Source organism: Kitasatospora brasiliensis (assembly GCF_032654805.1).
Classification (GTDB): domain Bacteria; phylum Actinomycetota; class Actinomycetes; order Streptomycetales; family Streptomycetaceae; genus Kitasatospora; species Kitasatospora brasiliensis.
In genome coordinates this window covers 359,210-380,669 of record NZ_JAUOOW010000005.1, presented here as the reverse complement: position 1 = coordinate 380,669, position 21,460 = coordinate 359,210, and the positions used below count along the sequence as shown (strand labels likewise).

Genomic DNA, 21,460 nt, shown 5'->3' with positions numbered 1-21,460 from the left:
TCGATTGAGAAACACGCTATGGCCGTAGGGGGCTGCGATCTACGTCTAGTCGAGCTCCGGCATAAACTCGTCCGCGCACTGTCGGAGAAATTCCGAGGAAGCCTCACCCGTAAGGGCATGGCTGAGAAACATGTCGAACAGCTCTATATGGTGACGGATGTCCTGTGGATCGCGCAGGATCACCTCGCCGGAGAACAGTTCGATAGTGACCAGGCGGTCGTCATAGATGACGAAGATGTTCATGGGTGTGCCGTTGACGGGAAGGTCTTGCGGGATGATCGAGATCTCCACGTTGGGCTTCTCTGAGACGGCTGCCATGTGCAATGCCTGGGCCGCCATGATCGGTCGACTCGCCCGTTGCCACCTGATGGCCTGTTCGGTCATCAGGAACACGAAGTGGCGCGCCGGGTCGTCAAGGATGGACTGTCGTTCCATGCGGGCTTGGACCACTCTGGCTACGTCTCTCGTCGGGCTGCTCCCAACGGTCGGCGTCAGCGTTGCCACCGCGTACTCGCGCACGTGGAGGAGTCCTGTCGGGATCGCCGGGAGGAAGTGGCGCATCAGACGTGACGACCCTTCCAGCGCTTTGAGCTCGGCCTGCTTGTGGTGCAGCCCCAGTCGGGCCTGCGTGCGCCACGCCACGTAGTCGACGTTCGCTGCGCGGGCGAGGTCGAGGAGTTCTCTTGTCACCTCCGGCGGAACGACTTCGAGAGCCGAGAGGATCAGTTCAACGTCGACAACTGTGGGGAGAATCCTCCCGGTCTCTATCCGGCTGATCTTCGACTGGCTCATGTTGCAACGCTTGGCCAGTCGCTCCCCGGAAAGGCCGGAAGCCTTGCGGAGGCCTCTCAGGGCCTCCGCAAGGTCTTTTCGCTGCTGTCCTTGGAGTTCAGGTTCGAGCACTGTTCCACTCTGTGAAGCCGACTGATTCAGCGAGGGCGAGATCGCGCCACTGGTGGTACGTGGAAAGGTCCGGGTTCGAAATCAGTTCACGGTTTATCTGTGTCCCGTCGGCTCGGTAGTTCAGGTGGACGACGACCTCGTCATCGAACATCCAGAAGTCTTGCTCCGGGAGAGCGAGCGTTCGGTCCGTGAGGTCGAGAACGCGAATATCCTCCCCGGCTGTGATGTTTCCGGGGATTCCCCACGCGGACTGGTAGCGGAGGTAGTCCGTCAGGGGCTCCCGGACGATACGGACGCGCCCGAAGCTCTTCCCCGAAGCCACCGCTTCCCGGACGGTGGTGTGCCAAGCGGCATTGTGGTGGACGGGCTTCGGCTCGCCACGGAGGAAGCGGGCCAGACTGTCGGCCTCGGCGGGCATCGTGTACCTGGGCTGTACTTCAAGGCGCCAGGCAGATCTCCGGAAGTTCCGGAAGTAGCTCTGCCACTCCTCACCATCCAAGAACACGAACGGCCTCCCTCAGTACGGCCTTGGGGATCTCCACCACGGACTCCCCGGCTGGGGTCGCACGGTCGATGTCGTACCCCTGAACAGCGACCGTGTCCCGGTCGGTCACATAGACCGTTGGGCAGTCCCCGCTGTCGCAGTCACCGTTCTCGTCGCCGGATGTGCCACACGGGCCACCCGCGATCATCCTCAGTTCCACTACGCCCCCTCTGCTTGTGGTGACGACAAGCTACGGACTGCGGTTGAGAGGGGACAAGCGCAGCCATGCCGTTAGTCGCGTTCCTGCATAGACTCGCCGACCTGTGACCTGTCTCGTGTGGGGTTTGTCCGCCCTGCCCGGCGCGCGTGCCGGGCAGGGCGGGGGAGTTCGGCTTCTCACGTGGTGCCGTGGCGGGCCCACCAGGTGGGGAAGGGGGTGGCGTGGGCCAGGGCGGTGTCTCGGTGGTGGATCCACCGGTGGGTGTCGGGTTCCTGTTGTGCGGCGAGGAAGTATCCGTTGGTGTCGTAGGCCATGGAGACGGCCGTGGATTCGTCGAACAGCCAGAAGTCGGGGGCGTGTTGGAGGGGGTTGGGCTGGTCGGTGGTGTCGAGGATGGAGAACTCCTCGCCGGCGGTGGCGTTCGTTCGGTAGCCCCAGTCCAGTTCGAACCGGAGGTAGGGGCTGAGGGGCCGGGTCAGGATGTGGACCCGGTGGATGCGTCGGCCGGCGTCGGTGTGCCGTTGGACCCGGGTCCGCCAGGCGGCGTTGTGGTCGGGGGGTTTCGGCTCTCCGGCCAGGAAGCGTTGGTAGGCATCGACGCTGCCGTAGGTGTCCCGGGTGGCGAGGCGGAAGGCGGCATGGTGGAAGCCGTCGAAGAGGGCGCCGAAGGCGTCGCGGGAGAGGTGCATGGCGGGCGGTTCCTGGGCCCCCGCCCGGCGTGAAGGCCGGGCGGGGGCGGGGGAGTTCAGGGCTGGGGGGTGGTGGTGATGGTGATCGGGTGGGCGGTGGAGGCGGTCATCTCGCCCACGTAGAGGGTGGTGCTCCAGCTGCCGCTGCGGTCGAGGCAGCGGGTGATGCCTTCGCTGTTGCCGGGTCCGATGCAGGCCCGGATGAACTCCCGGTGGGCCTCGCGGACGGGGAGGTCGCGCACGTGCTCCCAGAGGGTGGGGAGGGCGTGGTCGACGCTGAGGAAGACGGTGGGCTGCATGATGCCGGTGATCTCGGCGTGGACGGTGTTCACGCGGCGGCCGCCTCGGGGGAGATGTGGCACCACACGAACTTCCCGATGCCGCCCTCACGCGGGCAGCAGCCCCAGCTCTGGGCCAACTCCTGGACGAGGAACAGGCCTCGGCCGGTCTCGGAGGAGTTCGAGATGGGCTGGATGACCGGCTTCTCGCTGTCGGCGTCGTGCACCTCGATGCGGAGGGTGTGGTCCGGGGCGAGGTGGAAGCGGACGAGGATGTGCCGGTCGCGCGGGGCGCGGCAGTGCTGGATGGCGTTGGTGACGAGCTCGCTGACGAGCAACTCGCCGGTGGGGAGGAGGAGTTCGCCGGAGGGGTGGGGGAGGAGGAAGTCGTGGAGCTTCTGGCGGGCGGTGCCGGCGGACCTTCGGTGCCGCGTGAGCCGGCAGGTCTGCGAGATGGGGGCGGGGGAGACGCTTTCAGGCATGGCGGGGCCACCTCCGAGGTGCGGGGTGAAGACGGCTGAGAAGGCATGGGGATGCCCGGTGGCGAGCTCGCCATGATCACACGGTGTGGCGGCGCTCGCACTCCAGGTAGCATGCACCCGCGTCTCTGCATGCTGCAAGTGAAACAACTGCAACGATGCAGAAGTGGTTACGCTGGATTGACGAACCGTCACAATGCACACTGTGGCCGTTAGGTGAGAGGACTTGCGCATGGCTCATGAACCGAAGCCGACCGTCCGTGCCCGCCGACTCGGCTCGGAACTTCGCCGCCTCCGCGAAGTTGCGGGCAAGGGGACGGAGGATGCGGCACAGGCACTTGCTTGCTCCCGCGCCAAGATCAGCCGCATAGAGACCGGGGCGTCGGGCGTCCGTCGGCTGGACCTGGGGATCCTGCTCGATCTCTACGGGTCGGGAGGCAAGGAGCGCGAAGCCCTTGAGGTACTGGCCCGAGACAGCAAGAAGCGTGGTTGGTGGCACGACTACGGTGACACGATTCCGCCGGCATACGCCGACTTCCTTGGGCTTGAAGGGGATGCCCGGTATATCCGCACCTGGCAGTCCATGGTGGTGCCAGGTCTGTTGCAGACCGAGCACTATGCGCGTGCGGTGTTGGAGGCCAATCCGGCTGCCGTCCGCCCGGAGCGCATCGACCAACTGGTCGAGATCCGGATGGAACGAAAGGAAGTCCTCTCCAAGGCAGACCCGGCCAGATTCTGGTCGATCATCTGGGAGCCGGCGCTCAGGTGTCCCGTCGGAGGTAGGAAGGTCCAACGAGCACAGCTGGAGCACCTGGCCATGGCCGCGCAAATGCCCAATGTGACCTTGCAAGTGGTGCCACTGGAGGTCGGGGCGACGGCTGGTGCGTGCGGAGCCTTCGTGATGTTCGGGTTCACGGACTCTCCGAACGCCGGGGCGGTCTTCTTGGAGACGCTGACGAGCAGCCATTACATGGAGAACCAGGCAGAGCTCGACGGCTACGGGTTGGTCTTCGAGTACCTCCGGTCATCGGCACTGAACCCGGCGAAGTCGCTGGATATGATCTCGGCAATTGCAGCGGAGACGTGAGCGCAAGACCAGACAGGAGTGTGAGCGCGATGGCCCTACCGGAGATCGCTGTTCGGGACTGGTTCAAGAGCAGCTACAGCGCTCAGGCGAACGACTGCGTGGAGACCCGGCGATTGGTTTTCGAGCTGGCTGTCCGTGACTCGAAGGACCCGGGCGGGCCGGCTCTGCTCTTCGCGGCTGATGCGTGGGTGGCGTTCATCGCCGGGATCAAATCAGGGGAGTTGGCGTAACACTGGTGCCCCGCACGGCTTTGGCCGTGCGGGGCACCAGTGTTACTCGTCCCTCTTAGAAGTCGTCGTCGAAGGAGACCGAGCCCTCGACAGCCACCTGGTACGCCGACACCCGGCGCTCGAAGAAGTTGGTCAGCTCCTGGACGTTCTGGAGCTCCATGAAGCCGAACGGGTTCGTGGACCCGTACCGGATCGGCAGGCCGAGGCGCGCGAGGCGCTGGTCGGCGACGGCCTCCAGGTACTGGCGCATGGACTCGGTGTTCATGCCGGCGAGGCCGTCACCGCACAGGTCCTGGGCGAACTGGAGCTCGGCTTCAACAGCCTCCTCCAGCATCTCGGTGACCTGCTTGGCCATCTCGTCGTCGAAGAGGTCGGGCTCCTCCTCGCGGACGGTGTCGACGACCGACATCGCGAAGTCCATGTGCATGGACTCGTCGCGGAACACCCAGTTGGTGCCGGTGGCCAGGCCGTGCAGCAGACCCCGGCTCCGGAACCAGTACACGTAGGCGAACGCGCCGTAGAAGAACAGGCCCTCGACGCACGCCGCGAAGCAGATCAGGTTGAGCAGGAACGCCCGGCGATCTTCCTTCGTCTGGAGCGAGTCGATGTGGTCGACCGCGTTCATGTACTTGAAGCAGAACTGGGCCTTCTGGTGGATGGAGGGGATGTTCTCCACCGCGGCGAAGGCCGCGTTGCGGTCCTCCGGGTCGGGCAGGTAGGTGTCCAGCAGCGTCAGGTAGAACTGCACATGGACGGCCTCCTCGAACAGCTGGCGCGACAGGTACAGGCGCGCCTCCGGGGAGTTGATGTGCTTGTAGAGGCTCAGCACCACGTTGTTGGAGACGATCGAGTCACCCGTCGCGAAGAACGCGACCAGTCGCCCGATCAGGTGGCGCTCGCCCTCGTTGAGCTTCGCCAGGTCGGCGACGTCCGAGTGCAGGTCCACCTCCTCCACCGTCCAGGTGTTCTTGATGGCGTCCCGGTACCGGTCGTAGAACGACGGGTAGCGCATCGGGCGCAGGGTCAGCTCGAAGCCGGGGTCGAGCAGCATCTTCTGGCGGTCGTCGGACATTACTGGCAGGCCTCGCAGGACTCGGGGTTCTCCAGGGAGCAGGCGATGGCGGCTTCCTGCTCCGGGGTGAGGGAGGGGGTGTTCACGGGCACGGGCGCGGGCGCGGCGGCACGGGCGGCACCGGGCGCGGCCTGGGCGATGCGGGTGGCCGGGCGCGAACGCAGGTAGTAGGTGGTCTTGAGACCGACCTTCCACGCGTAGGCGTACATCGAGCTGAGCTTGCCGATGGTCGGCGCCGCCATGAACAGGTTCAGGGACTGGCTCTGGTCCAGGTACGGCATGCGCGCGGCGGCCAGGTCGATCAGCGCGCGCTGCGGCAGCTCCCAGGCGGTGCGGTACAGCGAACGGACCTCGGCGGGCAGCCAGTTGAGGTCCTGGACGGAGCCGTTGGCGTCGCGCAGGGCGTCGCGGGTCTGCTGGTCCCAGACGCCGAGCTCCTTGAGCTCGCGCACCAGGTACGGGTTGACCTGGAGGAACTCGCCGGAGAGGGTCTCGCGCTTGAACAGGTTGGACACCTGCGGCTCGATGCACTCGTACACGCCGGCGATGGAGGCGATCGTCGCGGTCGGCGCGATGGCCAGCAGCAGCGAGTTGCGCAGGCCGGTGACGGCGATGCGGGCGCGCAGCGCGTCCCACTTCTCGCCCCACTGGGGGGCCACGTCGAAGTGGTCGATGTGCAGTTCGCCGCGGGCGGCGCGGGTCTCGCCGTACGCCTCGTGGCGGCCGAGCTGCTCGGCGAGGTCGGCGGAGCGCTCGTAGGCGGTGAGCATGATGCGCTCGGCGATCAGGGTGGACAGGGCCTTCGCCTGGGCGGAGTCGAAGTCGATCCGCAGCTTGAAGAAGACGTCCTGGAGGCCCATCACGCCGAGGCCCACGGGGCGCCAGCGGGAGTTGGACGTCCCGGCCTCGCTGGTCGGGTAGAAGTTGATGTCCACCACGCGGTCGAGGAAGGTGACGGCGGTGCGCACGGTGGCGTCCAGCCGCTCCCAGTCCATCGCGCCCAGCAGGTCGTCGGCGGAGGCACCGGGGGCCACGTGGGCGCCGAGGTTGACCGAGCCCAGGTTGCAGACGGCGGTCTCGGAGTCGTCCGTGACCTCCAGGATCTCCGTGCACAGGTTGGAGGAGTGCACGGTGCGGCCCGGCAGCGCGGTCTGGTTGGCGGCGCGGTTGGAGGCGTCCTTGAAGGTCATCCAGCCGTTGCCGGTCTGCGCCAGGGTGCGCATCATGCGGGCGTACAGGGTCTGCGCGGGGATGGTGCGCACGGCCTTGCCGGCCAGCTCGGCCTTGCGGTAGGCCTCGTCGAACTCGGCGCCCCACAGGTCGACCAGCTCGGGGACGTCGGCCGGGGAGAACAGCGACCAGTCCTCGTTGGCGTTGACCCGGCGCATGAACTCGTCCGGGATCCAGTGGGCCAGGTTGAGGTTGTGGGTGCGGCGGGCCTCTTCGCCGGTGTTGTCGCGGAGCTCCAGGAACTCCTCGATGTCGGCGTGCCAGGTCTCCAGGTAGACGCAGGCCGCGCCCTTGCGGCGGCCGCCCTGGTTGACGGCGGCGACCGAGGAGTCGAGGGTGCGCAGGAACGGCACGATGCCGTTGGACTTGCCGTTGGTGCCGCGGATCAGGCTGCCGCGCGAGCGGATGCGCGAGTAGGACAGGCCGATGCCGCCGGCGTGCTTGGACAGGCGGGCGATCTGCGCGTAGCGGTTGTAGATCGAGTCCAGGTTGTCCAGCGGCGAGTCCAGCAGGTAGCAGCTGGACATCTGCGGGTGGCGGGTGCCGGAGTTGAAGAGCGTCGGCGAGGAGGTCAGGTACTCCAGGCGGCTCATCAGGCCGTACAGCTCGGAGACCTCGCGCACGGACTGCTCGTTGTCGCCGACCGCCAGGCCACAGGCGACGCGGAGCAGGAAGTGCTGCGGGGTCTCGATCACCTTGCGGGTGATCGGGTGGCGCAGCAGGTAGCGGGACTGCACGGTGCGCAGGCCGAAGTACTCGAACCGGTCGTCGCCGGCGGTGTCGATCAGCGCGTCCAGGGCGGCGGCGTGCTTGGCGACGAAGTCCGCGGTGGTGTCGCCGATCAGGCCCTCGGCGTGGCCGACGGCGATCGAGGCGGAGAAGGAGACCGAGCCCTGGCTGTTCGCCTCGTCGACGATCTCCAGCGCGAGCAGGCGGGCGGCCAGCTTCGAGTACTGCGGGTCCTCGGCGATCATCGACGCGGCGGCGTCCACGGCCAGCCCGCGCAGCTCGGCGAAGTCCGAGCCGGCGTGGCGGCCGCGCAGCGCGGCGGCGGCGACATGGCCGGGGTCGACCTCGGTGAGGTCGGTGCTGCGGTCGGTGAGCAGCCGCAGCAGGGCGCCGCCGGGGTCGGAGACCGTCGGGTCGGTGAAGGCGGTACCGGTGCCCTGGGTGGGCAGGGTGACTGAGGCGGCGGTGGTCAAGGCGCTCTCTCCTGGCGGCGATCGGCGGCGGTGATCGGGGGCCGCCGGGCCGTTCGGGGCAGGGGAGCACAGCGCGAACGCCAAAACGGCGTCGCGCGACGGTGACTCCCCGGCCCGCCCGCGAGGCCCGGAGGTGTACTGCTGATGCTGGCGCGGCCTCTGCGGGAGGGCCGTGGCGCAGGCTGTCGGCAGGTACTCGGACTCGCGGCACGGCTGCTGGAGCCGCTCGCACACCGCTGCGGGGCAGTCCCGGATTCGCACCGGGTTCCCCTGCGTCGACAGCAGTAGCGAGCATACATGTAGTGCCGCCAGCTTGCGGCGGCACCATATGTTGTGCCTGTCGTGTCGCGGGTGTGGGTGGGCCGGGTGGCCGGTCAGTGCTTCAGATAGACCTTGTACGTACTCGAATCGCCGGTCGGCGACGTGAATTGGGCGATCAGCCGGTACTGCCCGGAGGCCGTCAGGGCGTCGCTCAGGGCCCGGTCGGTGGCCTTCGGCGCGGTGCTGTCGAGGACGACCATGGAGAACCATCCGTCGCGGATCGCGGCCACGCTGCCGGCGTCCCCGTGGTGCTGCGCGCCGGCGGCGTCGCGGTACTCCGTGCCGGTGCGCGCGGAGACCCACTGCTCGGGCTTGGAGACGCCGCCGAGGTAGTACTCGGCGAGTCCGTCGACCTCGGTGAGGTAGTGGCCCTGGGGGTCCGTGTGGACCCGCAGGACGGCCAGCAGGCGGCCGGAGTCGGGGCCGTTCTGGTAGCGCAGCGCGGACTGCTCCAGGCCGAGGGCGAGCAGCGCGACCCAGACCAGGATGCCCAGCTGCGGGTGGCGGAAGTGGGCGCCGACCAGCCGGGTCAGGCCGACGCCGGCGAGCGGGGCGGCCAGCAGCGCGCCGTAGCCGAGGTGGCGGAACAGCGCGCCGGAGGTGCCGGTCCACAGGTGGGCGGCGGGGATCAGCAGGGCTGTGACGGTGAGCACGGTGCCGAGCAGGGCGCGCTGGCCCCGGCTGGTGGGCAACGGGTCCTGCTCCGGCGCGTCGTGCTCGTTCATCTGCTCGCGGCGCGCGTAGGCGATGGTGCCGGCCACCGCGAGGACGGTGAACAGGCCGGCCCACTGGAGCGTGTTGAGCAGGATCGAGCCGGCCGGGCCGGGGGCGTTGCCGCGCGAGGGCGACCAGCCGGCGAGCTTGCCGAGGGTGCCGTACGGGAGCAGCAGGACGAGGGTGCCGGCGCCCGCCAGCAGGGCGCGCAGGGCGGCCGGGCCGGTCCGCTGGTACGGCCGGGCACCGGCGAAGGCGAGGGCGACCAGGGCCGGGACGGCGAAGGCCGCGGAGTAGGCGACGGCGCAGGCCAGTGCCGCGGGTGGGGCGGCGAGCAGGGCCAGCGCCGGGTGGCGGCGGGCGGTGAACACCGTGGTCCAGGCCGCGAGGGCGACCAGCAGGAGGGCGAGGGACTCGGGCGCGGCGTAGAAGCCGACCACGACGGTGGACTGGAGGACGGCGTAGACGCCGATCGCGCAGATGGCGACGCGCTCGTTGAACAGCCGGCGGGTCAGGGAGTACAGCAGGACCGTGGTGATCAGCGCGAAGCCGAGGCTGAGCAGCCGGGTGCCCCAGATGCCGTCGGCGTTCGCGGCGGCGCCGGCCAGCGGCGGGTAGAGCCAGGGCGAGCCCTGGATCCGTTCGACCAGGTCGGTGGTGACGGGGGTGCCGTGCAGCAGGTGGTCGAGCTGCTGGCGGCCGGCGACCATGGTGGCGGCCTCGTCGGGGTGGGCGGCGGCCAGCAGGCGCAGCGACAGGGCGGCCTGGACGGTCAGTACGGCGCCCAGCAGGCCGCGGGCGATCCAGCGGCGGCGGGGGCTGGTGCTCGGGTCCCAGCCGATGGCGGGGACCTCGGGGATGGTGTACGGGGCGAGGGGTATGCCGTCGGGGTTCTCCACGGCGGCGGCCGTGCGGCGCGACTCGGGCTCGGGCGCGGGCGCGGGCGCGGGCGTGCGCTCGGTGCGGCGGGGCGCGGGAGAAGGCACGGGCGCGGGCGTGGGCTCCGGCTCGTCCACCGCGACGGCCGCGCGGGGCGGCTCGACGAACGCGGGCTCGGCCTCGGCCTCGGCCATCGACTCCCGGGCGGCCCGGCGGCGGGCGGCCCGGCCCTGCTCGATGAGGTTCGGCTCGGGCTCGGCGGCGCCCACAGCGGCGGCAGCGCCAGGGGCGGAGGCGGCGGCCGCGGCGGCCCGGCGGCGGGCGGCCCGGCCCTGGGCGATCGGGTCCGGCTGGGGCTCGGTCATCGGCTCGTGGGCGGCGCGGCCGGGCGGCTCGTGGGAGAAGTCGGACTCAGTGCTCATCGGGGATTCCGGATGTCGAAGCCGTAACGGGGGTCGGACACGCGCTGCTTGAACGCGGCGAGGGTGTCCGGGACGGCCTCGACCCGCCAGTCCGCCCGCTTGACGATGTTGAACCAGACGAAGCCGACGATGTCGTCGTGCGCCTCCAGTCCGGAGAACAGCTGGTCGATGTCCGCGCGCTGGCGCTTGCCCTGCTCGGAGGCGGTCTCGCTGATGAAGAAGGGCTTCTTGCAGAAGGCGCGGATCTCGGTCATGGTCGGCCCGTACAGCGTCTCGAAGGTCTTCGGCCCGGTCTTGGTGAAGTAGCCGGTCATGCCCGCCCAGTCGACGTAGGTGTCGCCGGGGTAGTACGGCGCGAGGCGGGTGTTGGGCGCGGGGTCGGTGATGTTGGGGCTCCAGACCCAGATCACATTGGTGGCGCCGGCCTGGTCGAAGATGTCGTGGACGTGGCGCCAGGCGGCCACGAAGTCCTGGGGGGTGGCGGCCTGACGGCCCCACGGGTACCAGTCGCCGTTCATCTCGTGGGCGATGCTGATGGCGATCGGCAGGTTGAACTTGGCGACGGACTTGGCGACGCCGCGCACGTAGTCGTCGGTGTCGCCGGCCGCGATCGAGGCGAGCGAGCGGTCGTGCGGCTCCCAGGCCATGAAGGGCAGGGCCCCGGCGTCGTGGATCCGGCGGGCGCCGGTGGTGTCGAAGCCGCCCTTCCAATGGGCGTAGAACTCCAGGACGTTGGGCTGCTTGCCGATCGCGGCGCTGTAGGGCGCCAGCGCGTCCATCGTGCCGGGGACGTCGGGCAGGGCGGCGCCGAGGTACTTGTGGCTCGGCTTGAGCAGCGGGGTGACGTCGTACGGGACGCCGGCCGGCAGGGCCTTGGGCGTCGCGACCGCGGCGGGAGCGGCGCCGGGGGAGGCGGCAGTGGTGGTGGCGGCCGGGGCGGGCGGCGCGAGGTCCTTCTGCATCGCGAATCCCGGGTCCTCCGGCCCGCACGCGGTGGCGAGCAGCAGTCCGGCGGCCGCCAGCAGCGGGAACGCCAGCCGGCGACGGAGCCGCCCGGCCCGTCCGAGGTGGGCGGTCATGGCGATCACACTGCTTCCGTGGGGCGCGGCTGGACGAGGACCCGGCCCACGACGGTGGCGTAGAAGAGGCCGGAGGCGAGGACGAGCGCGAAGTTCAGCGGTCCCATGGTGAGCATCCGCCAGATGCTCAGCAGCACCCAGAGCAGGGCCGTTCCGCCGCCCCAGGCGATGACGCCGATCCAGAACCGGCGGGTCTTGTTCTTCTTGGCGCCGCTGGATCCGGTCGGCTGCCAGGCCATCCGGCTGCCGCGCACGATGTCCCAGATGGCGAAGACGTGCGCCCAGCCGTACATCATGCGGGCGGCCCAGGCCTCCAGCCGGTACGGATTGCGGTGCCAGAGCGGGAAGATGACCGTCGCGTAGAGCAGGCCTGGCAGCACCAGCGCGGTGTTCTCCCAGCGGATCAGGTCGGGGCGGGCGAGCAGCAGGACGATCGGGATGAGCGGCGAGACGATGGTGAACAGCGCCGTGTGGATGTAGTAGAAGAAGCCGGACATGTAGCAGGCGCGGGTGGCCGGCCGCAGTTTGGTCTGCCAGAACTTCTTGCTGCCGAGCAGGCTCATCGAGCCGGTGCACCAGCGGTACTGCTGGTTGAAGAAGCCGCCGACGTTGTCCGGGCAGACGCCGGTGGCCAGCGCCACGGGTATGTACTGGAGGTCCCAGCCGAGGCGGCGCAGGTCGAAGCCGGTGTGCACGTCCTCGGAGTGGCCGATCAGCGTGGTGCCGCCGTTCTCCTCCAGCGCCGCGCGCCGGTAGACCGCGCAGCTGCCGACGCAGATGGCGCCGTCGTTGCGCTGCCGGGAGACCTGGACGGTCCGGTAGAACAGCTCCTGGACGGCGCCGGCGCCGCGTTCGATCCAGTTCTGCGAGTCCAGGATGCGGAAGAACTGCGGGGACTGGACGATGCCGATGCCCGGGTCGTTCTCCATGTAGGGGAGCATCTCGTTGAGCAGGTCCGGCCGGGGCGCGAAGTCGGCGTCCAGGATGAGGATGTAGTCGCCGTCGGAGTTGCGGAAGCCGAACTGGAGGTTGCCGGCCTTCTTGAACCAGCCGAGCTTGTCCCGGGTGCCGTACACGAATCCGAAGTCGACGGCCATCTGCGCGAGCTGGGGGCTGTTGCTGTCGTCGAGGACGTACGGGGTGACGTCGCCGGGGTACTGGTCGCGCAGCCGGGCGACGTGGGTCCAGGTGTTGTGCAGTACCTCGATCGGCTCGCCGGCGACGGGCAGGAAGACGTCGACGGTCGGATAGTGCTCCGGCTGCCAGGACTTGACCAGGGCGCGGTGGGCGGAGATGTCGAAGGTCTCGTTGAAGCCGTGCACCCAGCGGGAGATCAGGTAGTAGACGATGGTGAAGGCGAGCGGCGGCACGAAGAAGAGGAACCACGGCGTCGACTTCAGCAGCCCGATCTCACTGGCCACCATGCAGGCGAAGCTGATCAGCGAGAAGCAGGTCAGCACCCACAGGTTGGTGCGCGCGTAGAGGTACTTCTCGCTGTTGTCCGGCGGTTGGGGGAGCAGGCCCCAGCGGGTGCGGGCGGCGGGATCGCGCCGGTTGCGGCGTCGAGAGACGGGCGGCCGGCCGCTTCCCGCTTGTCGCGGGCTCTCGGTGACAGTCACGTGCTCTACTCCCCCGGAACCGTGTCGTTTCTGAACCGTCCCCGTGCGGCGGCCGTTCTGGGGCGGCAAGGGGGGACGGCAGGATCGTACGGGACCGATCCCTTTCACTTGGCTCCCCCACCTGCCGTGACCCGTTCGGAACCGATATCGAGTTCTGATCGTGATGTGAACGGAGGTGCGTTCGGAACGCTTGTGTACGGTTGTCCGCTCGACGGTCCAGGACGGTTCGGGGAAATTGATGATCATCGAGGACGGGACGGCCGGACGCCCGGCGCGGGGCCTTCGGGCGGTCGCCGCGTTGGGCGCGATCGCCGCGCTGCTGACCGGGTGCAGCGGCCGGGTCGGGGCGGTGGAACAGCCCGCCCCCACCGAGACCCGGGCCGCGGCCGGTCTCTGTTCGACCCCTCAGGAACCGTTCCCCAAACTGGCGATGGACGGCGGCGCCACGATCCTCGAACCCAACCCGTGGAACACCGCGGGCACGGTCTGCGTGGACCCGGTCGGGACGAGCGGCTTCACGCTCTCCCGCACCGACGACTTCGTCCCGAAGAACCCGCTCGCCCCGGGCGCCTACCCCAACGTCTCCACCGCCCCCGGCGCCAGCGGACTGCCGGTGCCGGTCAGCGCGCTCGGCGACGCCACCGTCGACTGGGACGCCAACGGCAAGGTGAGCGGCTCCTTCAACCTCTCGCTCGACCTCTGGTACGGCTCCAGTCCGGGCAACTGCCTGCCGGGGGAGAGCGCCGAGTTGATGGTCTGGCTGGACGCCACCGACAACGTGAAGCCCGCCGGGGACAAGGTGGCGGACTCCCAGCCCTTCGGGGACGCGGCGTACCACGTGTACCAGGCGCCGATCACCGGCCCGCACAGCGTGATCAGCTACGTCCGCACGGCCCCCACCCACACCACCCGCGGCCTGGACCTGCGGCTGTTCACCGCCGACGCGATGGCACGCGGGTACGTCCCCAAGGGCTCCTACCTGTGCCGGGTGCAGGCCGGCTTCGAGGTCTGGAGCGGCGGCGCCGGCCTGCGCAGCGAGTCCTTCGCCTTCCACAACCGGGTCGGCCTGCCGGCCGGCGAGGTCCCGGCGGGCGCCCCCGGGATCTGCCTGCGGCACGGCGGCGGCGGGACCGCCGGCACCCCGGTGACCGTCGGATCCTGCGGCGACCAGGCCGTCTCCACCGGCTGGACGGTGGGCAACGACGGTTCGCTGCGCGGCGGAGCGGCCTGCCTGGCCCCGGCCGCCGACCGCACCTCGGTGACGCTCGCCGACTGCACCGGCGGCCCGGCCCAGCGCTGGGTCACCGCCCCCGGGCAGCGGCTGAAGCACCCGGACACCGGCCTGTGCCTGGGCACCACGGGCGGCGCCCTCGCGGACGGGATCCCGGTGCAGCTGCGGCCGTGCGCGGACACCGTCTCCCAGCGTTGGAAGCTGCCGTACAACGGGGTCGCGTAGCCCGGGCGCTGAGGGTCGGACGTACTGACGATTCGTCCACGCACCCCCCATGGGCGTGTCGGGTCCGATGCCCTAGCATTCGGCCCATGAGCGATCGACCGGTACCGAGTGGCGAGCCGGGCCAGCCCGCCACGCCACCGCAGCAGGCACCGGCCGGGGGGGCCGCTCCGGCCACCGGTGTGCCACCGCAGTCCCCGAGCGGAGCCTTCGGGCCCGCGTCCGGCTACGGGCCGCCGCCCGCCGCACCCGCGCAGCCGCCGCAGTTGATGCCGCATCCGGTGCCGCCGGTGCCGCCGGTGCCGCAGCCGGGCGGCGGCCCCGCCCCGGTGGTGCCGGGGCCGGTGCAGCCCGGTCCGGTGGCGCCGCAGCCCGGCCCGCCCGTCGGCCGGCAGCCCTTCCCGCCGGCGCCGCAGCAGGCCCAGCCGCCGACCCCGCAGCAGCCGCAGCAGCCGGTGGCGCACTGGCAGCAGCAGGGCGGCTTCCAGCCGCCCGTCCCCTCCTCCGGCACCCCGGCCTTCGCCGCGGGCGCCCCGGCGGCCCCCTCCGGCACCCCGGACTGGGAGGCGCTGGCCGACCGGAACGAGCAGGCCGCCAAGCGCGGCCGCCGGAACAAGCTGATCGGCGCGGTGGCCGCCGTCGTGGTGGTGGCCGCGGCCGGTGGCGGCGGCTTCTGGTACTACCAGGGGCAGCACAAGAAGGACCCGCAGCCCGGGCCCGTCACGCCCGGCCCGACCACCCCCGGTCCGGTCACCCCGACGACCCCGTCGGGCCAGGGGAGCCAGCCGAGCACGCCGGGCGGCAAGGCCATCGACAGCCCGCCGACCGTCGGCTCGCTGCCCGCCAAGAAGGGCTCGGCCGCGCTCAACCTGGGCGGCGACGCCAAGCAGGGGACGATGACCGGCTTCTCCGGCCAGGTCCTCAAGCTGCCCAGCGGCCCGGACTCCTTCGCCTCGACGTCCACCTCGGTCGTCGACGTGAGCAAGAGCTTCACCGTCTCCGCGCGGGTGCTGGTCGACGTGCCCAACGGCAACCGCAGCGCGGTCAGCCAGGGCGACGGCCAGTACTACTCGTACTCGATGGGCCGGGCCAACAACAACGGCCACGACCAGTGGTACTTCAAGGTCCAGGTGCCGGGCGGCGGTTCCGCGATCGCCTGGTCCAAGGGCGACGCGACGGTCAACCAGTGGGTGCTGCTGACCGGCGTCTACGACGACGCGGCGGGCCAGCTCACCCTGTACGTCAACGGCGCTCCGCAGGCCTCGGCCAAGTCGGCCGGGGTGCAGCCGAGCGGCACCAACTCGCTCCAGGTGGGGCGGCTGAGCTCCAACTCCCAGTGGGCCGACCCCTGGCACGGCGCGGTGGCCGACATCCAGGTGTGGGGCCAGGTGCTGCCCGAGGCCGACATCGTCAAGCTGGTGGCCGGCCCCAGCTCGCCGCCGTCCGTCGCGCCGACCGGCGCCTGGCTCGGCGGCTGACCCCCGGGGTCCGGCCCGCCGAAGGCCCTTGAGAACATCCGGCCGCCGCCCCCCGCACCACGGGGCGGCGGCCGTAGTGCGCCCCGCCAGGGGATGCGAAGTCCCCAGATGAGGAGCATGTCTGATGAGCGCGGACGGCCGCTGGATCCGGCCCGAGTCCACCCGCAAGCCGGTCCTCGGCGGCGCCAGACCGGCCGGCGGCGTGGCCCTCGGCGAGCGTGACCGGACGGCCGGCGGGCCCGGTCCCGCCGCCACGGGCGCCGACCGGCGCCGCCGAAAGTCCGGCCCGCCCCCGGTGGCGCACCCGGCCCGGCCGGCGCTGCGGGCGGACTGGCTGCCGCTGCTGGCCGTGCTGCTGGTCCAGGCGGCGCTCTCGTACCACCTGATCCTCAGCAACACCGCCTTCATCGACGAGGGCACCTACATCTACGCCGGGTACCAGGAGATCGCCCACCTGCGGCACGGCAACCCGGTGTCGGACTACGAGACCTTCTTCTCCGGATCGCCGCTGATCTACCCGATCGTGGTGGCCGTCGCGGACTTCCTCGGCGGGCTGAACGGCGCCCGGCTGCTGAGCCTGGCGTTCATGCTCTCCGCCACCGCGGCCGTCCACCTGGCCACCCGGCGGCTGCACGGCTCGCTCGCGGCGTTCTGCGCGGCGGCGGCGTTCGCCGCGCTCGGCCCCACCCAGTTCCTCGGCGGCCTGGCCACCTACGACGCGATGGCGCTGGCGATCCTCGCCTGGGCCGGCTACTGCGCGGTGCGGCTGACCACCGGTGGCGGGTACCCGAGCCTGGTCGTCGCCGGGCTGCTGCTGGCCCTGGCCGGTGTCACCAAGTACGCCGCCCTGCTCTGGGTGCCGGTGGTGGCGGGCATCGCGGTGCTGGCCGGGCCGCGCGGCTCGCTGCGCACCTGGGAGGCCTGGCGGCGCGGGCTGCTGGTGCTGCTCACCTTCGTCCTGGCGGTCGGCGCGGCGGCGCTGGCGGCGGGCCAGAAGTACGTCAACGGCTTCAACCACACCACGCTCAAGCGCGCCCCGGGCCACGACTCGTACTCCTACGTGGCCTCGGAGGCCGCCCGCTGGGTCGGTCCGCTGCTGGTGGTGGCGCTGGCCGGGGTGCTGGTGCAGCTGGTGCGGGCGCGCCGGCGCGGCGGCGCGGCCTGGCCGGAGTTCTGGCTGGCGCTGCTCCTGCTGCTGGCCGGGCTGATGGCGCCGGTGAACCAGATCCGCATCCACACCTGGCTGTCCCTCCAGAAGCACGTCGACTTCGGCGCCTGGTTCTCCTGCGTCGTGGCCGGCCTGGTGCTGGCCCGTGCCGTGCTGTGGCTGAAGGGCCGGCTGCACCTGGTGGCCGGGGTGGCGGCCGCCGCGCTGGTGGTCGGCCCGCTGGCCTGGGTGGGCGCGGCCCAGGGCCGGGAGATGAACGGCGAGTGGTCGAACTCCAAGGACTTCGTCGCCGCGCTGGAGCCGTACATCGTCAAGGGCGAGGACCGCTACCTGGTCGAGAACTACAACGTCCCGGCGTACTACCTGCGCAAGCAGACCAACTGGCAGCAGTGGCACGACCTGGTGGCGGTGTTCCGGCGCAACCCGGACACCGGCGAGATGCAGAACGGGGTGCCCGCGATCCAGGCCGGCATCCAGGCCCACGAGTGGAAGGTCGTGGTCCTGGACTTCACCCAGACCGGGGCCATCGACAAGGCGATCCAGCCCACCCTGAAGGCCGCCGGCTACCGGGTGGTCTCCGTGGTGACCAGCGGCAAGCACGGCCGGTACACCATCTACGTGGCGCCGGGGTACGACAAGAAGCCCCGCTAGAACGCCCCGCTAGAACGCCATGGTGTAGACCATCAGGCGCATCCCCGGCATCGGCTCCCAGTCGCGCTCGGGGGTGCGCCGGAAACCTATCCGCTCGTAGACGCGGTGGGCGGTGGTCATCGTCGGCTGAGTGGAGAAGGCCATGCCGGCCAGGCCGAGTTCGCGGCTGCGGGCGACGGCGGCGCGCACCAGCGCCTCGCCGACACCGCGGCCGCGGGAGGCGGCGGCGGTGGCGAGCATCCGGATCTCGCCCTCCCCCGGGGTGGCGATGTCCGCCCACTCGGTGCCGCCGACCGCGAAGGTCACGCTGCCGAGGACTCCGGCTCCGGCCCCGTCGACGGCGACCAGCAGCTCGGCCTCCCGGGCCCGCCGCCCGGCGTCGCCCAGCAGCTTGACGTAGTCGCTGGTGGGGGAGGTGAAGCCGTCGCCGACGAAGGCCTCGACGGTGATCCGGCCGGCGTCGGTGAGGTCCTCGGGGAGGGCCTTGCGGATGAGGAAGTCCATCGGGCCAGTGTGCCGGACCGGTCGGCGGACCGGTCCTGCGGGGTCGAACGGACCGTCCGTCAGTCCGCCTCGGCCGTCAGGGCGTGTCCGACGATTCCCGCCGGGCGCTGATCCGACTCGAATGGTCAGACACGCCCCAGGTGTCCGACCGCGTTCCAGCCGTCCGGCCGCAGCCGCCCGTCCTGGGCCCGCCAGAGGCTGGCGGAGCAGTTGTGCACCGGTCCGAGCGCGGTGAGCTGCTCCTCGCTGAGCCGGTCCAGCGCGTAGCGCAGCATCAGCACCGTGCAGTCGTGGGCGACCAGCAGGACGGGCCGGCCGGCCTCCTCCTCGCACACGTCCCGCAGCACGCTGCGCACCCGCAGCGCGACGTCGGCCCAGGACTCGCCGCCCGGCGGGCGGTAGTACAGCTCGCCCATCTTGCGCCGCCGGGCCGCCTCCTGCGGGTGCTCGGCCTCGATCGCGGCCTTCGGCAGCATCTCCAGGACGCCGAGCTCGCGGTCGCGCAGCCGCTCGTCGTAGCGCACGGCCAGCGAGACCGGGACGGCGCCGAGCCCGGCGGCCTGGGCGAGGGCGATCCGGGCGGTCTCGGCGGTGCGGACGTACGGCGAGCACCAGACGCTGCGCGGGCGGTCGGCGCCGGGCAGGGCGGCCCACCAGCGGCCGAGCGCCTGGGCCTGCCGGCGGCCGCGCAGCGACAGCGGGATGTCGGCGTCGCGGCAGGCGATCGGGACGCTGAGCGCGCCGGCGGCCTCGGCCCGCTGGAACTCGACGTTGGCGGTGGACTCGCCGTGCCGGGTGGCGACCAGGACGGACGGCAGCCGGCCGGCCGACGGCGGGCGGTGGCCGCCGACGACGTTCAGGTGCGGGCCCTGGGCGGGCTGGCGCTCGCTCTGGGTGGACTGGTGCTGGCCGTTGAGGGTGGTGCCGAGTTCTGCCATGGCCGCGAGCTCCCCGTGGTCGATCAGGTTCCGGCCGGATGCCGGTCCGGTCTGGTGGTGCCCGGCGTGCACGCCTGTTCATACATATGATCGCGCCGCCTTCTCCAGTGTTCACGGAGAAGGCGGCGCGATCACAGGGCGCGTACCGGGCGAATCAGTGCGCCGCTACGGGCTCCGGCGCGTTCTTCAGCTCTTCGTCCCCGGCCTCGGCGCTGTAGTCGGACGGCTTGGTCTCGTCCGGGCCGTCCGGCGCCTTGACCGCCCGCAGCACCAGGGTGAGCACCACCGAGACGACCAGGTTGAGCACGAAGGCGGTCAGGCCGATGTAGCCGATCTCGCCGATGCCGGGGATCTCGGCCGCGTTGCCGCCGAAGTGCTTGGTGGCCGGGCTGGCGATCCCGTACGCCTTCCAGGTGCCGTACACCATGCCCGCCGCCCAGCCGGCGAACAGCGCCCAGTGGTGGAACCAGCGGGTGAACAGGCCGCCGACGATCGCCACGAAGGTCTGGAGGATCCACAGGCCGCCCAGCAGCTGGAGGTTGATCGCGGCCTGCTTGTCCATGCCGAGCACGAAGACCAGCGCGCCGACCTTCACCAGCAGCGAGACCAGCTTGGCGATCCGGGTCTCGTCGGCGGGGGTGGCGGCGGGCTTGAGCCACTCCTTGTAGACGTTGCGGGTGAACAGGTTGGCCGCCGCGATGGACATGATGGCGGCCGGCACCAGCGCGCCGATGCCGATCGCGGCGAAGGCCACGCCGGTGAACCAGTCCGGGAACATGTTCGCGAACAGCTGGGGCACCGACAGCTGGGCGTTGAAGCCCTTGACGCCCTTGCCGACGCCCGCCGCGATCGCCATGAAGCCGAGCAGCGCCAGCAGGCCCAGCATCAGCGAGTACGCGGGCATGATCGCCATGTTGCGGCGCACGGTGTTGCGGGACTTGGAGGCCAGCACGCCGGTCACCGAGTGCGGGTACATGAACAGCGCCATCGCCGAGCCGAGGCCGAGCGTGGCGTACGTCCACTGCTTGTTGTCGGGGACGGTCAGCGAACCGGTCTTGACCTCCTTGAAGTGCTGCGCGACCGAGTCGAAGATGTGCCCGTAGCCGCCCAGCCGGATCGGGATGTAGATCACCGCGACGATGATCACGATGTAGACCAGGGCGTCCTTGACGAAGGCGATCAGCGCCGGGGCCCGCAGGCCGGAGGAGTAGGTGTAGGCGGCCAGCACGCCGAAGGCGATGAACAGCGGCAGGTCCTTGACGAACCAGTTGGCGTTCTCCCCGCCGCCGACCCCCAGCACGTCCAACACGGCCTGGATGCCGACCAGTTGGAGGGCGATGTACGGCATGGTGGCCAGGATGCCGGTGAGCGCGACCACCAGCGACAGCGGCCGCGAGCCGTAGCGGCCGCGCACGAAGTCGGCCGGGGTGATGTAGCCGTGCACCCGGGAGACCGACCAGAGCCGGGGCAGGAAGAGGAAGACCAGCGGGTAGGCGATGATCGTGTACGGCACCGCGAAGAAGCCCGCCGCGCCGGTCGCGTAGACCGCCGCGGGGACGGCGACGAACGTGTACGCGGTGTAGAGGTCGCCGCCGAGCAGGAACCAGGTCACCCAGGTCCCGAAGCTGCGCCCGCCCAGGCCCCACTCGTCCAGGTGGGCCGCGTTGTCCGCGCGGCGCCAGCGCGAGGCGAGGAAGCCCATCACGGTGACCAGGGCGAAGAACAGCACGAAGACCACGAGGGCCGGCACGTTGACGTCCTTCATCGCGCACCACCCTGCCCGGCCGCCTTGCGGGCCTTCTCGTCCCGGTTGATCAGCAGGTAGGCGGTGACCGTGAACACGGCCGACACCGGCACCCAGAGCAGCTGGTACCAGTAGAAGAACGGCGTTCCGGCCACCGCCGGTTCGCTCTTGTTGTACGAGGACACCCAGAGCATCGCGACGATGGGCACCAGCAGGGCGAGGCCTGCCAGTACCCGCTCGGGCGTCACGGCCGGGATGTGCCTCCCGGCCGGCTCGGGCGCCACGTCGTCGACAGTGGGGGGATCAGAGGGCATGTCGGCTCCGCTCCGGAAGGTCCCCGTCGGCGCCGCAGCCCGGTCGGCGCCGGGCGCCGGACAGGCCCGCCGAGCAGCACCATCGGTGATCGGCAGTCAGGTCATTACGGCTGCGCAATCTAGGGCATGGGGTGATCCATGTCACCGGAATTCACGGAACTTCCCAGCACTCGGACGCAACCGTCCGATATCCGCCGCACGGGGGCGGAAATGCGGTGCCGGGTGGCCGGAAAGGGCGCTGTCGCGGGACGTGAGAGCGCGGTCGCGGAATGCGAAAAGGCACCGGCGCGCGGGACTCGCGC

At 70.7% G+C, this 21,460-nt stretch carries 20 protein-coding genes and 1 riboswitch; of the genes, 5 read left to right on the top strand and 15 right to left on the bottom strand.

The genetic code is table 11. The annotated features are described in order from the left end of the window. Positions 1-45 precede the first annotated feature (45 nt). The 6 genes from QWJ13_RS21250 to QWJ13_RS21225 all read right to left on the bottom strand — a co-directional run bounded on the left by QWJ13_RS21250 (position 46) and on the right by QWJ13_RS21225 (position 3,056). Positions 46-903 carry a helix-turn-helix domain-containing protein gene (locus QWJ13_RS21250; protein WP_316526372.1) on the bottom strand — a complete coding sequence of 286 codons (858 nt, stop codon included), beginning with the start codon at positions 901-903 and terminating at the stop codon, positions 46-48. Further along, a complete protein-coding gene (locus QWJ13_RS21245; RefSeq protein WP_316526371.1) occupies positions 890-1,408 on the bottom strand; it encodes a DUF6879 family protein in 519 nt (172 codons plus the stop codon). The genes QWJ13_RS21250 and QWJ13_RS21245 overlap by 14 nt, the downstream gene beginning before the upstream one ends. Then, positions 1,392-1,607 (bottom strand): hypothetical protein, encoded by a 216-nt coding sequence (locus QWJ13_RS21240; RefSeq protein ID WP_316526370.1) that lies wholly within the window; start codon positions 1,605-1,607, stop codon positions 1,392-1,394. Before QWJ13_RS21240 ends, QWJ13_RS21245 begins: the two co-directional genes overlap by 17 nt. A 176-nt stretch (positions 1,608-1,783) precedes the next feature. After that, a complete protein-coding gene (locus QWJ13_RS21235) occupies positions 1,784-2,296 on the bottom strand; it encodes a DUF6879 family protein (protein ID WP_316526369.1) in 513 nt (170 codons plus the stop codon). 56 nt (positions 2,297-2,352) lie between these two features. Next, entirely contained in the window at positions 2,353-2,628 is a 276-nt protein-coding gene (locus tag QWJ13_RS21230; RefSeq protein ID WP_316526368.1) for a hypothetical protein, read from the bottom strand. Further along, positions 2,625-3,056, bottom strand: coding sequence for an ATP-binding protein (locus QWJ13_RS21225; RefSeq protein WP_316526366.1), 432 nt, complete (start codon positions 3,054-3,056; stop codon positions 2,625-2,627). Before QWJ13_RS21225 ends, QWJ13_RS21230 begins: the two co-directional genes overlap by 4 nt. Before the next feature lie 229 nt (positions 3,057-3,285). Here QWJ13_RS21225 and QWJ13_RS21220 point away from each other — a divergent pair, with 229 nt between their 5' ends. Together QWJ13_RS21220 and QWJ13_RS21215 are read left to right on the top strand one after the other, a co-directional pair. Next, on the top strand, positions 3,286-4,140 hold the full coding sequence (locus tag QWJ13_RS21220; RefSeq protein ID WP_316526365.1) for a helix-turn-helix domain-containing protein: 855 nt from the start codon (positions 3,286-3,288) through the stop codon (positions 4,138-4,140). A 29-nt stretch (positions 4,141-4,169) separates the two neighbouring features. Next, on the top strand, positions 4,170-4,370 hold the full coding sequence (locus tag QWJ13_RS21215) for a DUF397 domain-containing protein (RefSeq protein WP_316526704.1): 201 nt from the start codon (positions 4,170-4,172) through the stop codon (positions 4,368-4,370). Between the two features lie 55 nt (positions 4,371-4,425). Here QWJ13_RS21215 and QWJ13_RS21210 read toward each other — a convergent pair whose 3' ends face one another. The 5 genes from QWJ13_RS21210 to QWJ13_RS21190 all read right to left on the bottom strand — a co-directional run bounded on the left by QWJ13_RS21210 (position 4,426) and on the right by QWJ13_RS21190 (position 12,713). After that, a complete protein-coding gene (locus QWJ13_RS21210; RefSeq protein WP_316526364.1) occupies positions 4,426-5,442 on the bottom strand; it encodes a ribonucleotide-diphosphate reductase subunit beta in 1,017 nt (338 codons plus the stop codon). Further along, positions 5,442-7,850: a ribonucleoside-diphosphate reductase subunit alpha gene (locus QWJ13_RS21205; RefSeq protein WP_316526703.1), complete on the bottom strand. Its 2,409-nt coding sequence runs from the start codon at positions 7,848-7,850 to the stop codon at positions 5,442-5,444. Before QWJ13_RS21205 ends, QWJ13_RS21210 begins: the two co-directional genes overlap by 1 nt. Before the next feature lie 194 nt (positions 7,851-8,044). Continuing rightward, a riboswitch (cobalamin riboswitch) is annotated at positions 8,045-8,199 on the bottom strand. Positions 8,200-8,248: 49 nt separating this feature from the next. After that, entirely contained in the window at positions 8,249-10,210 is a 1,962-nt protein-coding gene (locus QWJ13_RS21200; RefSeq protein ID WP_316526363.1) for an ArnT family glycosyltransferase, read from the bottom strand. Continuing rightward, positions 10,207-11,289, bottom strand: coding sequence for a glycoside hydrolase family 26 protein (locus tag QWJ13_RS21195; RefSeq protein ID WP_316526362.1), 1,083 nt, complete (start codon positions 11,287-11,289; stop codon positions 10,207-10,209). Before QWJ13_RS21195 ends, QWJ13_RS21200 begins: the two co-directional genes overlap by 4 nt. Before the next feature lie 5 nt (positions 11,290-11,294). Next, positions 11,295-12,713: a glycosyltransferase family 2 protein gene (locus tag QWJ13_RS21190; protein ID WP_316526702.1), complete on the bottom strand. Its 1,419-nt coding sequence runs from the start codon at positions 12,711-12,713 to the stop codon at positions 11,295-11,297. Positions 12,714-13,146: 433 nt separating this feature from the next. Between QWJ13_RS21190 and QWJ13_RS21185 the strand changes: the two genes are divergently transcribed. The 3 genes from QWJ13_RS21185 (at position 13,147) to QWJ13_RS21175 (ending at position 17,658) form a co-directional block, all read left to right on the top strand. Further along, on the top strand, positions 13,147-14,364 hold the full coding sequence (locus QWJ13_RS21185) for a ricin-type beta-trefoil lectin domain protein (protein ID WP_316526361.1): 1,218 nt from the start codon (positions 13,147-13,149) through the stop codon (positions 14,362-14,364). A gap of 86 nt (positions 14,365-14,450) precedes the next feature. Continuing rightward, entirely contained in the window at positions 14,451-15,839 is a 1,389-nt protein-coding gene (locus tag QWJ13_RS21180) for a LamG domain-containing protein (RefSeq protein ID WP_316526360.1), read from the top strand. A gap of 124 nt (positions 15,840-15,963) precedes the next feature. Further along, a complete protein-coding gene (locus QWJ13_RS21175) occupies positions 15,964-17,658 on the top strand; it encodes an ArnT family glycosyltransferase (protein ID WP_316526359.1) in 1,695 nt (564 codons plus the stop codon). Positions 17,659-17,667: 9 nt separating this feature from the next. Here QWJ13_RS21175 and QWJ13_RS21170 read toward each other — a convergent pair whose 3' ends face one another. The 4 genes from QWJ13_RS21170 to QWJ13_RS21155 form a co-directional block, all read right to left on the bottom strand. Then, positions 17,668-18,162 carry a GNAT family N-acetyltransferase gene (locus tag QWJ13_RS21170; protein WP_316526358.1) on the bottom strand — a complete coding sequence of 165 codons (495 nt, stop codon included), beginning with the start codon at positions 18,160-18,162 and terminating at the stop codon, positions 17,668-17,670. Between the two features lie 125 nt (positions 18,163-18,287). Then, the gene (locus tag QWJ13_RS21165; protein ID WP_316526357.1) at positions 18,288-19,100 is read right to left on the bottom strand and encodes a histidine phosphatase family protein; all 813 of its coding nucleotides are present in this window, start codon (positions 19,098-19,100) and stop codon (positions 18,288-18,290) included. Positions 19,101-19,254: 154 nt separating this feature from the next. Then, positions 19,255-20,865, bottom strand: a complete 1,611-nt coding sequence (gene mctP / locus QWJ13_RS21160) for a monocarboxylate uptake permease MctP (protein ID WP_316526356.1) — start codon at positions 20,863-20,865, stop codon at positions 19,255-19,257. Beyond that, positions 20,862-21,158, bottom strand: a complete 297-nt coding sequence (locus tag QWJ13_RS21155) for a DUF3311 domain-containing protein (protein ID WP_316526355.1) — start codon at positions 21,156-21,158, stop codon at positions 20,862-20,864. The genes mctP and QWJ13_RS21155 overlap by 4 nt, the downstream gene beginning before the upstream one ends. Between the last annotated feature and the right edge of the window lie 302 nt (positions 21,159-21,460).